The following is a 12,811-nucleotide window of genomic DNA, read 5'->3' as shown; positions in this document are numbered from 1 at the left end:
CTTCACCATCCTTTGCTAAATCATTATAATATTAAAAAGGAATTTAACTATTTAGTAAAGGAAAATTTTGTGGTCAAGCCTGCCGAGGAGTGACCTAAAAGACCTTGTCCAGGCTTCGTCTACCGATTTCACGCCAATGAGTTCAAGACCCTTTGCTTTAACCTGTTTCAGATTGCCGGCTGGAAGGATGCAGCGGCTGAATCCCAGCTTGGCGGCTTCCTTGACTCGAAGCTCGGGCTGGGTAATACCTCGCACTTCTCCGGTCAGACCCACCTCCCCCAAAAGGAGGGTGTTGCCGGCTATGGGCTTGTCAAGGTGGCTTGAAGCGACGGCAACAACCATGCCCAGGTCGGCGGCAGGCTCATTCAGTTTTACCCCGCCCGCCACGTTCAGAAAAATGTCCTGGCCCGCCAGCGACAGCCCCACTTTTTTCTCAAGAACAGCCACAAGCAGGGACAGACGGTGATGATCGACGCCAATGGTTGTGCGGCGAGGAACACCAAGTGAAGAGGCACTGACCAGGGCCTGCAGCTCGACGAGGACTGGGCGACTCCCTTCCAGAGACGCCACGACCACAGAGCCGGAAGCCCCGATGGGCCGTTCGGAAAGGAAAAGCTCGGAGGGATTTCTGACCTCGCAGAGCCCTCCTTCCTTCATTTCGAAGACACCGATCTCGTTGGTGGAACCGAACCGGTTTTTAACCGCACGCAGAATCCTGAACGGATGACCGCTGTCCCCTTCAAAGTAGAGGACGGTGTCAACAAGATGTTCCAGCACTCGTGGGCCGGCTATGGCGCCATCTTTGGTCACATGGCCGACAATGAAGACCGGAATGCCGCTCCCTTTCGCCATTATCATCAGCCGGCCGGCTGTCTCACGCACCTGACTGACGCTGCCGGGTGCCGATTCCAGCCCTGAGGTGAAGATAGTTTGAATGGAGTCGATAACTATCGCCTTCGGCTGCATCCTGGCAATATGGGCAAGGATGTTTTCCAGGGCCGTTTCGGCCAGGACGTAGAGGCCAGGGGCATTGACTCCCATTCTCGCGCCGCGCAACTTGATCTGCCGGGCGGACTCTTCTCCGGAAACATAAAGGACGGCGCCGGCCTTAGCCACGTGGTTCATGGCCTGCAGAAGCAAGGTAGATTTACCGATACCGGGATCACCACCGATAAGGACCAGGGAACCTGCCACCAGCCCTCCCCCCAGCACCCGGTCGAACTCTGAGATGCCGGTGGGAAGATGCATCTCTGCTTCCCCACCGACCTGGTTGATCGGCAAGGGGGGGCCTCCGGGGAGTGACCTGCTGGCGGCTGCCCCGGATTTAATGGCAACTTCTTCCTCCATGGTATTCCATGCCCCGCAGTCGGGGCATCGGCCAAGCCACTTGGCGGACTGGTAGCCGCATTTCTGGCAACTGTAAAGGGTCTTTGTTTTCAATGTCTTATCCCTCTTTGTACTGGCCCGGATAGTAGTCCCTTTCTCCAGGGGTGTCAACAGCGACCCTTGTGGCGGCTATCGGTGTATTAGTTTGACAATGATTTTGACATTAATATAAAATTCCTTTTCTACCATTATCCTGCGTAAACAGGGAAACGATGAATTTAGGCACCGAATCCATATTGAAGCTGGTACGCCCCAAGACAGAAAAGCCTGGAAACCCCGGTCCTATTCTGGCAGATATTTACAAGGCAATGAGAGCCATCGGCTTTTATCCCGAAGCACCCGAAGCGCGAGGAGATAGTCACCAATGTCTATAATACCTTAGGGCATTTTGTGCAGGAAAAAGAACTGGCATTGACCATCAGCCGGGCAGGGTTCTCCTACGCAGGTGAGCCGATAAAGGCAGAGTTGAACCAGATGGTTGTCAGCCTTGCCGCTGAGTTGTTCATCCGCAGGATTCAGCAGCTTACATTTCTCCCGGATCTGTCCCTCGATGACCTGCGTGCGTTCCTGCACCTGTTGTCCATGGACCAAAAGAATCTTGCGCTTTCCGGGGGGATGGCACAGCTGATGCCGGCAAGGGGCATACGAACAATATGGGCCAATGAGATAGATCTGTCGGTGATCTGGGAAAAGCGGCAGGCGCTTGAAGAGAAAATGGAGTCTGGAGATGCGCTGGCCAAAACGGACGAAGAGGGACCTGAATGGGCTGCGGAGGAAGAAGGTTCTTATCCCGCAGACAGTGGGAACACTGATACAGATACCTTGATGGAACTGCTTGCCCGAATGGACCGGGAAACCGACGACAACCGCTACCAGCAGTTGGCCCGCAATCTGGCCAGCAAGGCAGAAGGTTTCAAAGAAAGAGCTGTTTGCGCCCCTCTTTTTCTGGTTTTGCATGCGCTCCTGCAGCATAATGAAGATACAAACCGGTCCCAAGTGCAGAGAGATTATGCTGTTTTTACCCTGGAGCAAATTGCTGAAGGGGTTACGATCGATTTTCTTCTGCAGCACATGGAGAGCAAGAGTCCGCTGGAGACGGCAAAGATTTATCCCATACTTAAAAAACTGGGGGCAAAGATTGCTATGTGATCATTCAGAGGCTCTGCCTGGCTGACGGCTTCATGCCCGAAAATCACTTGCAGCAGCACTGCTCGCCATCGGCCAGCCGGCGGTTCCTCCGCTTCTCGCCATGCTCAAGGACGAGAGATGGTATGTGGTCCGGAACATGGTGGCCATTTTAGGGCAGATCGGCTGCAGGGACAGCGCCAATGCCTTCAGGCCGGCGCTCTATCATGGCGATCAGCGGGTAAGGAAGGAAACTATCCATGCGCTGGTAAAAATCGGCGGCAAAGATGCCGAATCCATGATTATCGAGCTTATTGAAGATGCAGACCCGGCCATTGTCCTTCATGCCATAATGTCTCTGGGTCTTTTAAAGAGCGATGCCGCCGTGCAACTGCTGATCCAGATTATTGAAAAATCGGATTTTTCTCCAGGCAAATCAAGGTAAAGAAGGAAGCGATCATCGCCCTTGGCAGGATTGGTGACAGACGGGCCGTCACCCCACTGCTCAGCCTGCTTGGATCAAACAGCTGGCTGCCATGGAGTAAGTGGGACGAAATGAAGATTGTGGCCGCTACGGCGCTTGGCCGACTCGGAGATGAAGCAGCGCTCCCTTCTCTGAACGCTTGTGCGGCAAGGGGCGGATCTCTGGGGAAAGCCTGCAGTGACGCGGTTGACAATATCGAGAGGGTGGCGGAAGGTCTCTATGAGTGAAATCAGCCAGGAAATCGCCCAGCGCATGGCGACACTGCTGTCGGGTTCGATCAAGGGAGTCGGCTTTTACCCCTCCGGCCATCCAGCCATTCTCAACCCGCTTCAGGAAATTGTGACCATTGTTGAGACAGCCCTGCGAGCTCACCCCGAGGTCAGGCTGGGAGTTGTGGATGGGGTCTTATTTGTCGAGAAGCAGCTGTTTTTCGCACCATCCACAAGCATTGAAGAGCTGGCAACCCGCCTGCAGGAGAAGGAAATCACCGGCATCATCCTCAGTCCCGGTATTAACGTCAGCGGACTTGCCCGGTTCGTTACCCTCCTGGGAAAGAATCAACTGAAGGCTGAACAGATCAACACCGAAATCAGCTCCCAGGGGATAACGGGTCTCTCCATCATCACGGCCATGGATGAGGACCAGGAAGAGATTCAGCAGGAGGAAGCCTGCCTCAGGACTCGTCATGAAGCCCTCGAAACGGTGGAGCAGATCTTCAGGGAAGTTGAGCTGGGCAGAATTCCCGGCAGCGACAGAATATCAACCGTGGTCCGGGAAATGGCTTCATTGGCGGTCAAGGATTCGGCAGCACTGCTGGCGTTATCGATGATCAAGGACTACGACAACTATACCTTCAATCACAGTGTCAATGTGGGGGTAATTTCCATGACCATCGCCTCCCATATGGATCTTGGGCGGGAGGAAATAGAGACGGTCGGCATGGCCGGTTTCCTCCATGATGTGGGAAAGGTCCGCATAGAAAAGAGCATCCTTAACAAGCCAGGAAAATTGACGACAATTGAATACGAAGAGATGAAGAAACATACCGAATCGGGCATTGAAATCATCGTTAAAATGAAAGGAATCAATCCAAAGGTGGCACAGGCCGTGCTTGGACACCACATCGGCTATAATCGTAAGGGTTACCCCGAGTGGGCAAGGGAAATGCCATTCACCTCAATGAGCGAAATTGTTGCCGCTGCCGATTGTTATGACGCCATCACTACGGTCCGCGTTTACCAAAAGTCATACAACCCCAGAGAGGCCATTGCCCACCTGCAGACGATAGCGGGTTCTTATTTGAATGGCGATATAGTGGATAAGTTCAAAGAGATGATGGGGCCGTACCCGGTAGGAACGGTGGTGAGGCTGGATAATAATGAAATCGCCATTGTCTACCGGCCGAATCTCCAGGTGTCTGAAGCACCGAAGGTGAAGATTGTAATGGATGCTGCCGGCAAAAGACTTGCTATACCTCTGCGCAGGAAGCTGGTTGACGAAAAGGGAAATACCTACGCCAGAATTGTGGCGGTAGTAGATCCTCTAGTGAAAAATATCGATATTGCCGGCTGTCTCAACATGTCTTCAGCAAGGTAGGTCGGTCTTCGGCAGGCAAAAAACCTGCTATGACAGCGCCAGCCGCCCCAGGGCAGAAGCCGCTGCTTCCCTGGTCGCTGCGTGAGGTGACTGCATCAGCGAAATCAGACGTTCCTCAAGCTGCAGGTTCCCGATCAGCCAAGTGTCCGGGCCGCTTCTGCATCAAGAAGTCCATCGCCCGCATCGAGGAACGGCAACAGGATAGGGACCAGGGATGGATCCCTGAAGTTGGCCAATGCCGCGATGGCCTTTGCCTGATGGCTGAATTCGGCTCCTTCAGCTTGTCGACGAGCGGCATTAACGTGGAAGGATTGGCCAGTTTGCCCAGCACCTCAATGGCTGCCGATTTTATATCTTCTTCCGGACGGGAGATGCAGTAAAGAAGCGGAGGAATAGCCTTCTCTCCCCCTAATTGCCCCAGTGCATAAATGGCCTTTATCTTTGCAGAGCGGTTCCCTTTTTTCAACAGATCGAGAATTTCTTCCCGGCTACCGAGCCCTTCCAGGCATTCCAGAGAATGTGCCGCAGCGGCGCGCACCGCTTCACTTGAATCCTTGAGTGCGGCAATAAGAGCTTGACGTCGTTTGTTGAGGGCTTTTGAATCCATTGGGTATTTCTATCAAAAAAGGACACGTTGGACAATAAATTTCATTTTGGGAGTTTTTTCATGGGTATGAATCTAAAGGCAGCCCTGCTTTCGGGCCTGGTGCTCCCCGGTTTGGGCCAGCTCTATAAGGGGTGCAAAATCAAGGGTTCCATAATGATCGCGCTGGTGAACATCTTTCTCATCGGAGCGCTCCTGTTCGCCCTTAAAGGAGTCGCAAAAATAATCGTTTCTTCGAAAATGCCCGGCTCACCGGATATGCGACAGGTGCTGGAAACAATGAGGAATGATACCCCTGCTGCCAGATGGTTGTTGGCTGCTTTTTTCGGCCTTTGGCTCTATGGTGTGGCCGATGCCCTTCTGGGTAGAAGGAAATAGCCGGAAGATTTTTGTACACGCAACCAACGGAGTTATTGGTTTGACAAATGCAGCTCAAATGTGCGATAAACTAACGCTGTTTTGGATTTGCAGGCAAATTTGCCAGGCAGATGGGAGAGATGATGTTATATTCACAAGTACTTGCCACCGGCGGCTTCGTCCCGGTAAACGCCATAGCTAATAGTTACTTCGATTATCTGGTGGAGGACGCTGATGAATGGATACGCTCGCGGACGGGAATAAGGGAGCGGCGATTTGCCTCTGCAACTGAATCCACCTCTGACCTGGCCACTTCAGCTGCAAAAGATGCCCTGCAAAAGGGGAAGATAGACCCGCTATCCATTGACTGCATCATCGTTGCAACATCGACTCCCGATATGATCCTGCCTACAGCCTGCATGGTGCAGAAGAATATCGGGGCAGCAAACGCCTTTGCCTTCGACATGAATGCAGTTTGCAGCAGTTTCATCTACGCAGTGGAGACGGCCGACAACTTCATCAGGTCCGGCAAGTATGGGAAAGTCCTCGTCATTGGCGCCGATACCTATTCCAAAATACTTGATATGCAGGACAAGACCTCCTGCCCTCTTTTCGGTGACGGCGCCGGCGCTTGATTCTCGGATCCACTCAGGAGAAAAAGGGCATATTGCAGAGCATTGTCAAAAGCGACGGCAACGGTTGGGAGCTGATCCAGGTGCCATCATCCGGGTCAAGGAAACCAATAACCGCCGAGACCATAGCGGCAAAGGAAAATACCTTCAAGATGGCCGGGAAAAGCGTCTTCATCTTTGCCACGGACGTCATTCCGCAAATCATCGGGGAAGTCACCGCCAAGGCCGGTATCCGCCCTGACCAGCTCGACCATATCATTCCCCATCAGGCAAATGTCCGCATTATCGATTTCATTTCCAAAAAGACCGGCATCAACAAGGACAGATTCCTGCTCAATCTTGACCGTTACGGCAATACTGCAGCTGCTTCCGTCGGCCTGGCACTGGACGAGAACGTGACCAGCGGCAAGATCAAACCGGGCCATCTGGTCCTGATCATGGGCTTCGGTGGCGGACTCTCCTGGGGGGGCATCCTCATCCAGTTTTAATACCCGCCAGCCCTTCCTCCAATTTCAACACCTCAAGACCAGCCTTCGTAAAAATCTCCACCAGCAGTGTTGCCGGCGCCTTTTTCTTCCAGCCGCCATGGAATTTGTCGGCGGCGAGCAGAATACCTCCCAGGTTCAATCTCGCCGCCAGTCCTGCGACCGCCTTTTCCAGCGCCACTTTTTCGTGGAGAAAAGGACCTCCCAGAATGCCATTACAGAGGATCGCGTGGAATCGTTCGGCTGTAGCCGGTGTACCGACAATGTCTTCCAAACGGAAAGCCATTCTCTTGGAGATTTCATCGCTGAACAATGGCGCCACATGACGTTGGTAATTAGCCTGACGCTGCAGATCATGGGGAAAAAAGACATGGGCGGCGGCAAACAGCTCGAACGGTTCAATGGTTGAACCGCAGATGTGGAAAGTTTCCGGGCAATGACCGCAATCCAGCAGCAGTGCCGCCAGTTCATAGGTCCCTTCACCGCAGCCGCAGGCAGCATCAAGGCAGTTAATCCCATCGTTGAATCTGCGCCTGTTTTCCCTGAGCCAGTCCTTCAGGAAGTCCAACTGCTTCGGATAACGGTTAAAACCGCCCCCGTATCGTGGCGGCAGAAAATTGAGAAAGAAGAAATGGCGCCTCTTTTTCTCGTCGGCGAGGAGGCTGCGCAGCAGCTCGGCAGGGTTGGCACTTGTCACGAGAGATTGAAGCTCATGCAAGGCATCGGGCCAGCTGGGAGCGCTGTGAATGGCCGAAGCACCAAGGAACGGTGTGAATAAGGTTGCTTGGCAAAAAATCGATTGAATACGGGAATTATTCGATCAAGAGGAAACAGGAGCTCGGCAAAGGCCTGCATTTCATGGGTTATGACCAGTCCCGGCACCCACAGGCCATGGGTAATGCTCGTGGCATAGCAGTGAAATAAACGGTCAAGTCGGGAAATGCGTAGGTCAAGGTCATGATCTTCGATCTTCCCCGGCACCAGCAGGTGGGCGAGACGTTCTTCTGCAACTTTTGAGGCAAGGCTGGGATGAACACTGAAAGGCATCTGCATGAATCAGTTTTCCTTGCAATGACGTACGGCAATGCCAAAGGGCACCCCTCTTTATACACTTTAGCGGATTTTGTCAACGCTGGTTCAAGCGGCAGTTACTGTTTTTTGTCCAGAAGGGCCTTGAGCAGGGAGGGATTTTCAGGGCGAGGGGATGATTTCCTGGTGATGAGATCACGAACCGAAAGAAGATCCTTTTTCAGCGTCTCTCCGTTTCTTACCAGTATGCGGGTACGGGCATCGCTGCGCACGTATGGCGCCAGCAGATTGATTGCCTCGGATATCAGTTGACTGACAACCACCCGCTCCCGATAGTTTTCAAACTGCCCGGTTTTCAGACGTTCCTTGATAGTCGTAAATTCATTGGAAAAGTAAGTCAACACTGTTCCATAAACATTTGTCTCATCTGTCATTATTATAATCCCGTATGGATGTTGTCGTGCCAAGCACCAGAGTCAGGTGCTTTTGGCGGCTTAAAAAACTTTTCGGCGATGGACCTTTTTTCTTTAAGGAATAATGTCCGGCCGGAAAAAGAGCGCAGCAAGCTGCTCTTGCCATAATTGTGGCTAAACAACTGCTTTTTTGTTATGCTTTTCAGGTTCAATGCCGTTTATTCCAATTGCTGCAACCGTTGCCATGACCGCTTTTATCTCCAGCCAAAAAAAAATTGTCGCCGCCATTGCACCAGACGATGCCAGTGTCTCCCTTGCCGGACTGAAAGGCTCTGCTCCCGCCTACATTCTTTCCCGCCTGTGGGATGAGCACTCTCGGCTTCTTTTCATAATCACACCTGACACCGACACAGCAGAGGAGCTGTACCGGGAGATGCGCTTTTATTCCGGCAGCGATGAGCGGGTTCTCTATTTCCCCCCCTGGGATACGACCCCGTTCGACACGGCCTCTCCCCATGGCGATATCGTAGGGCAGAGGCTCAACGTCTTGTTCCGCATGATGGACGGCAGGGCCGGCGCTGTGATTGTTCCCCTGCCCGCACTGATGCAGAAGGTCCTGCCGCGAAAAACCCTTGGTCAAATTTCCCAGTATATCGTCGCCGGTGAAGAGGCGGAGCGGGATCTGCTGCTTGAGAAACTGGTCAAGTTAGGCTACTCTCACGTGCCGCTGGTGGAGGATCGGGGTGGGTTTTCCATCCGGGGAGGAATACTGGATATCTTCCCCCCGGACCTGCCGACACCGGTCCGTATCGAGTTCTTCGGCGATTTCGTCGACACCATCCGCACCTTTGACCCGGTTACCCAGCGCTCCCTGCAGCCGTTGCAGGAGTTGATCCTTCTCCCTTCACGCGAGGTGGTCATCTCCGAAGAAGTCCTGACAGCTTTTGCACCCCGGCTGAAAAGAAGGTGCGACGCCCTTGAGATACCTGCTACCAGACGTCGTGAACTACTGGAGCAGCTGCAGAGCGCCATCTACCCCCCCGGGGTCGAGTACCTTCAACCCCTGTTCCACCCTGACCTGGAAAACCTTTTTGACTACTGCGGTGAAGATTTCCTCAAGGTCATCTACGACCCTGCAGCCATGGCAGCAGCGGAGAATGGTTTTGCCGAAGAACTTGCGGATGGTGAACGTAAATCATTGGAAAGGGACAGCATTGTCTGTGAGAGAAATGATCTCTTTCTGGATCAAGAGCAGCTTGGCAGCTACCTTGACCGGGGGCGGCGCTATCCATCCCCTTCCTGGAGATAGCCGGCGGCAGGGACGCCGGTCAGACCATCCGACTTCAGGTGCAGGACAACAGCTGCTTCAAGCTGGATGTTACGGCCGAGGGTGAAGGAGTGCTGAAACCCCTGGTGGAAAAGCTTCTTGCCCGGCAGGCCGAACAAAAACATGTGCTCATGGTTTGCCACCAGCGCAATCAGGCCCAGCGCCTTTATGAGATGCTTTCCCATTACAATCTGCCGCTGGCTCTCTCGGAACGGGATTTTCCCGGTGAGTTGGGGCGTTCCGACAGCCAGTTGCGCATCATGGTCGGGGATATCTCACGGGGATTCCAGCTAGATGAAGACCAGTTGGCAGTTATTGCCGAGGAGGAGATCTTCGGCGTCAGGATCAAACGCCGTGGCGTTTCCGAGGCGAGAAGGAAGCAGCTTCTTACTTCCCTGGCCGAACTGAAGCCCGGCGATTACATGGTGCACATCGATTTCGGTGTCGGCATCTACCGGGGACTGCAGCATCTCACCTTTTCCGGCATGGAAGGTGATTTCCTGCTCCTGGAATACGCCGGAGCCGACAAGCTTTACCTGCCGGTGGACCGGATCAACCTGGTGCAGCGTTACGTGGGGGCCGAGGGAGTTGAACCCCATGTGGACAAGCTGGGTGGGGCCGGCTGGGAGAAAACCAAGGCCAAAGCCCGGGCAGCCATCCAGGAAATGGCCGGCGAGCTGTTGAAGATATATGCAGCACGCCAGGTGGAAGAAGGTCACGCCTTTTCGCCTCCCGATGAGCTTTACCAGGAATTCGAGGCGGCCTTCGCCTATGAGGAAACCCCTGACCAGCAGGCGGCAATCGAGGACGTGTTGCTCGACATGGAGAGCAAGAAGCCAATGGACCGGCTGATTTGCGGCGATGTTGGCTATGGCAAGACCGAGGTTGCTCTGCGTGGCGCCTTCAAGGCAGTCATGGACGGCAAACAGGTGGCTGTGTTGGTTCCGACGACCATTCTCGCCCAGCAGCACATGGAAACCTTTTCTGCGCGTCTGAAATCATACCCGGTGAAGGTGGAAATGCTCTCCCGCTTCCGCACCCCCAAGGAGCAGAAGGAGATCATCGAGGGGGTGAAAAACGGGACGGTGGACGTTGTTATCGGCACCCATCGTCTCCTGCAGAAGGACATCGTATTCAAGGACCTGGGGCTACTCATCATCGACGAGGAGCAGCGTTTCGGGGTGACCCACAAGGAGAGGCTGAAGAAATACCGGGCGGTGGTCGACATCATGACCCTGACCGCCACCCCTATTCCCCGGACACTTTACATGTCGCTGATGGGCATCAGGGACCTTTCCATCATCGATACCCCTCCGGTGGATCGGCTTGCCATTAAAACCTTCGTTGCCCGCACTTCCGATGATTTGATCCGCGAGGCGGTGCTCAGGGAATTGCGCCGGGGGGGACAGATTTTTTTCGTCCACAACCGGGTACAGACCATCGGCGCCATGGCGGAGCACCTGCAAAGGATCGTCCCCGAAGCGAAGATAGCCGTCGGGCATGGACAGATGGAGGAGAAGGAGCTGGAAAGGGTGATGCTTTCGTTCATGCATGGGGAAAGCAACCTGCTGCTTTGTACGACCATCATCGAATCCGGCCTGGACATTCCCACTGCCAATACCCTCATCGTCAACCGGGCCGACACCTTCGGGCTTTCTCAGCTCTACCAGCTGCGCGGCAGGGTCGGGCGCTCCAAGCAGCGCGCCTACGCTTACCTGCTCATACCCGGCGAGGGTGCCATATCGGCAGATGCCAGGGAGCGGCTGAAGATCATTCAGGAGCTGACCGAGCTGGGAGCCGGATTCCGCATTGCGACCCACGATCTCGAGATCAGGGGTACCGGTGATTTGCTGGGTGCACGTCAATCTGGCGATATTGCTGCGGTAGGTTTCGAGCTCTATACCGAGTTGCTGGAAGAAGCAATCAGACAGTTGAAGGGTGAAGAGCTTGCGGAACGGGTGGAGCCGGAGATCAAGCTGCGTATTCCGGCGTTTATCCCCGAGGATTATGTCCGAGAACCGAACCAGCGGCTGATCATCTACAAACGCCTTACCCAGGCAACTTCAGAGGAGGATGTGGCGGAGATAATGGGCGAGCTTGTCGATCGCTTCGGCAAACTGCCGCTGGCGGCCCTCTATCTGGTTGAGGTCATGAAGCTGCGGGTAGCGCTGAAGGCAATGCTGGTCAAGGAGATAGAATTCGACGGCAAAAAGCTGGTTCTCTCCTTCCACCAGAAGACTCCCGTTTCACCAGACACCATCATTGGCTTGATCCGTCAACAACCGAAAAAATACCAGTTTACCCCCGATTTCCGTCTTTGCGCCGAACTTGCCGACACCTCCTTTGATGGCGTACTCAAGGAGGCGGGAAATCTCTTGAAAACCCTAGGGTGATGTGCTACTTATAAAAGACTGAGAAAATATTAATATAATCTAAGGAGTCATGGCGTGAACTACAGACAAACTGGAAAGCTATTCTTTGTCGCACTCTGCTTTACCGCAGTTTTCGGCTGCAAGGGGCAAACAGGTACCGGAGCCAAGGAAGAAAAGAAATCCGGGCCGGTCTTGGCAGAGGTCAATGGCTCGACCATTACCGGCAGTGATTTCAATAAAGAGGTGGAAGCGCTTCCCCCATACCTGAAGCCAATGGCAGAAACAGTGAAGGCAAGAAGGAGCTGCTCGATACCATGGTGGTCCGGGAGCTCATTCTCCAGCAGGCGAAGAAGGATGGTATCGACAAGAGTCAGGCTGTGGCCGACAAGCTGGAAGAGTTGAAAAACCGGATTATCGTTGAGGCATTCCTGAAGAAAAAAGTCGAGGAGCAGGCAAATATAGGCGACGCTGAGCTTCAGGATTTTTACAATAAGAACAAGGAAAAGTTCCGCACTGGCGAACAGGTAAGGGCGAGCCACATTCTGGTGAAAACCGAGCCCGAGGCGCAGGAAATCCTCAAGCAGCTCAAGGCAGGGGGCAACTTCGAAGAGTTGGCGAAAAAACAATCCATCGATGCAGCCGCTGCAAAAGGAGGAGACCTGGGCTGGTTCGGCAAGGGTCCATGCTCCCCGAATTCGAGAACGTAGTTTCAGCCTCAAGGAAGGTGCAACCTCTGGCATAGTCCAGACCAAGTACGGTTACCACATCATCAAGCTCACGGGAAAACGTCCTGCAGGGGTCAGACCTTTGGATGAGGTGAAAGAGCAGATTAAAGCGGCCATCCTTCCCGAGAAACAGCAGGAAGTGTTCAAGAAGCTAAAGGAAGATCTGAAAAAGGGCGCCAAGGTCACGGTGAAAGAAGATGCACTCAAGACACTGGACGGTGAAAAACCTGCAGATAAATCTAACGCGCAGCCGCCAGCACCGGACAAGAAATAACC

At 53.7% G+C, this 12,811-nt stretch carries 13 protein-coding genes and 3 pseudogenes; 10 read left to right on the top strand and 6 right to left on the bottom strand.

The genetic code is table 11. The features are described from left to right. Window positions 1-51: 51 nt before the first annotated feature. Complete coding sequence (radA, locus tag JCM15764_RS03600) at window positions 52-1,440, bottom strand: DNA repair protein RadA (protein ID WP_054692822.1); 1,389 nt, start codon at window positions 1,438-1,440, stop codon at window positions 52-54. Between the two features lie 336 nt (window positions 1,441-1,776). On the opposite strand from radA, the gene JCM15764_RS03595 reads away from it, so the two are divergent. From JCM15764_RS03595 to JCM15764_RS03585, 4 genes are all read left to right on the top strand, one after another. Next, on the top strand, window positions 1,777-2,535 hold the full coding sequence (locus JCM15764_RS03595; protein ID WP_054692680.1) for a hypothetical protein: 759 nt from the start codon (window positions 1,777-1,779) through the stop codon (window positions 2,533-2,535). A 136-nt stretch (window positions 2,536-2,671) separates the two neighbouring features. Continuing rightward, a complete protein-coding gene (locus tag JCM15764_RS03590; protein WP_243688293.1) occupies window positions 2,672-2,956 on the top strand; it encodes a HEAT repeat domain-containing protein in 285 nt (94 codons plus the stop codon). Beyond that, window positions 2,926-3,222 (top strand): HEAT repeat domain-containing protein, encoded by a 297-nt coding sequence (locus tag JCM15764_RS21640; protein ID WP_369412238.1) that lies wholly within the window; start codon window positions 2,926-2,928, stop codon window positions 3,220-3,222. The genes JCM15764_RS03590 and JCM15764_RS21640 overlap by 31 nt, the downstream gene beginning before the upstream one ends. Further along, window positions 3,215-4,591, top strand: coding sequence for an HD-GYP domain-containing protein (locus tag JCM15764_RS03585; RefSeq protein WP_054692674.1), 1,377 nt, complete (start codon window positions 3,215-3,217; stop codon window positions 4,589-4,591). Before JCM15764_RS21640 ends, JCM15764_RS03585 begins: the two co-directional genes overlap by 8 nt. Window positions 4,592-4,618: 27 nt before the next feature. On the opposite strand, the gene JCM15764_RS27765 is transcribed toward JCM15764_RS03585, so the two are convergent. Both JCM15764_RS27765 and JCM15764_RS03580 read right to left on the bottom strand, forming a co-directional pair. Then, a complete protein-coding gene (locus JCM15764_RS27765) occupies window positions 4,619-4,687 on the bottom strand; it encodes a hypothetical protein (RefSeq protein WP_369412237.1) in 69 nt (22 codons plus the stop codon). 19 nt (window positions 4,688-4,706) lie between these two features. Beyond that, the gene (locus tag JCM15764_RS03580) at window positions 4,707-5,198 is read right to left on the bottom strand and encodes a HEAT repeat domain-containing protein (RefSeq protein WP_369412232.1); all 492 of its coding nucleotides are present in this window, start codon (window positions 5,196-5,198) and stop codon (window positions 4,707-4,709) included. 60 nt (window positions 5,199-5,258) lie between these two features. On the opposite strand from JCM15764_RS03580, the gene JCM15764_RS03575 reads away from it, so the two are divergent. Together JCM15764_RS03575 and JCM15764_RS03570 are read left to right on the top strand one after the other, a co-directional pair. Beyond that, a complete protein-coding gene (locus tag JCM15764_RS03575; protein WP_054692819.1) occupies window positions 5,259-5,573 on the top strand; it encodes a hypothetical protein in 315 nt (104 codons plus the stop codon). Between the two features lie 122 nt (window positions 5,574-5,695). Further along, window positions 5,696-6,672 (top strand): annotated as a pseudogene (locus tag JCM15764_RS03570) (beta-ketoacyl-ACP synthase III). Here the strand turns inward: JCM15764_RS03570 and JCM15764_RS03565 are convergent. From JCM15764_RS03565 to JCM15764_RS03555, 3 genes are all read right to left on the bottom strand, one after another. Continuing rightward, window positions 6,659-7,366: a CheR family methyltransferase gene (locus JCM15764_RS03565; RefSeq protein WP_054692671.1), complete on the bottom strand. Its 708-nt coding sequence runs from the start codon at window positions 7,364-7,366 to the stop codon at window positions 6,659-6,661. The pseudogene JCM15764_RS03570 and the gene JCM15764_RS03565 sit on opposite strands and share 14 nt — an antisense overlap. Then, on the bottom strand, window positions 7,363-7,722 hold the full coding sequence (locus JCM15764_RS03560; RefSeq protein ID WP_054692669.1) for a hypothetical protein: 360 nt from the start codon (window positions 7,720-7,722) through the stop codon (window positions 7,363-7,365). The genes JCM15764_RS03565 and JCM15764_RS03560 overlap by 4 nt, the downstream gene beginning before the upstream one ends. A 95-nt stretch (window positions 7,723-7,817) precedes the next feature. Next, on the bottom strand, window positions 7,818-8,132 hold the full coding sequence (locus JCM15764_RS03555; RefSeq protein ID WP_054692667.1) for a hypothetical protein: 315 nt from the start codon (window positions 8,130-8,132) through the stop codon (window positions 7,818-7,820). Between the two features lie 223 nt (window positions 8,133-8,355). Here JCM15764_RS03555 and mfd point away from each other — a divergent pair. The 4 genes and pseudogenes from mfd (at window position 8,356) to JCM15764_RS21620 (ending at window position 12,809) form a co-directional block, all read left to right on the top strand. Continuing rightward, window positions 8,356-11,831: pseudogene (gene mfd, locus JCM15764_RS03545) on the top strand (transcription-repair coupling factor). A 54-nt stretch (window positions 11,832-11,885) separates the two neighbouring features. Next, window positions 11,886-12,212 (top strand): hypothetical protein, encoded by a 327-nt coding sequence (locus JCM15764_RS21635; protein WP_243688292.1) that lies wholly within the window; start codon window positions 11,886-11,888, stop codon window positions 12,210-12,212. Beyond that, window positions 12,125-12,622 (top strand): annotated as a pseudogene (locus tag JCM15764_RS21630) (peptidylprolyl isomerase); the annotation flags it as partial. The gene JCM15764_RS21635 and the pseudogene JCM15764_RS21630, both read left to right, overlap by 88 nt. Then, the gene (locus tag JCM15764_RS21620) at window positions 12,618-12,809 is read left to right on the top strand and encodes a hypothetical protein (RefSeq protein ID WP_243688322.1); all 192 of its coding nucleotides are present in this window, start codon (window positions 12,618-12,620) and stop codon (window positions 12,807-12,809) included. The pseudogene JCM15764_RS21630 and the gene JCM15764_RS21620, both read left to right, overlap by 5 nt. Window positions 12,810-12,811 lie beyond the last annotated feature (2 nt).

The sequence above is a fragment of the Geotalea toluenoxydans JCM 15764 genome (assembly GCF_001311985.1).
Taxonomy (GTDB): Bacteria; Desulfobacterota; Desulfuromonadia; order Geobacterales; family Geobacteraceae; genus Geotalea; species Geotalea toluenoxydans.
Note: the sequence above shows the minus strand (reverse complement) of the source record. Positions and strands in the feature narration are given on the sequence as shown.

What these genes read in the sequence shown, in the direction of transcription:
- JCM15764_RS03590 (WP_243688293.1), top strand. Translation starts at nt 2,672, where the DNA reads ATGGTGGCCATTTTAGGGCAGATCGGCTGCAGGGACAGCGCCAATGCC.
- JCM15764_RS03555 (WP_054692667.1), bottom strand. Translation starts at nt 8,132, where the DNA reads ATGACAGATGAGACAAATGTTTATGGAACAGTGTTGACTTACTTTTCC.
- JCM15764_RS03580 (WP_369412232.1), bottom strand. Translation starts at nt 5,198, where the DNA reads ATGGATTCAAAAGCCCTCAACAAACGACGTCAAGCTCTTATTGCCGCA.
- JCM15764_RS03575 (WP_054692819.1), top strand. Translation starts at nt 5,259, where the DNA reads ATGGGTATGAATCTAAAGGCAGCCCTGCTTTCGGGCCTGGTGCTCCCC.
- JCM15764_RS03560 (WP_054692669.1), bottom strand. Translation starts at nt 7,722, where the DNA reads ATGCAGATGCCTTTCAGTGTTCATCCCAGCCTTGCCTCAAAAGTTGCA.
- JCM15764_RS03585 (WP_054692674.1), top strand. Translation starts at nt 3,215, where the DNA reads ATGAGTGAAATCAGCCAGGAAATCGCCCAGCGCATGGCGACACTGCTG.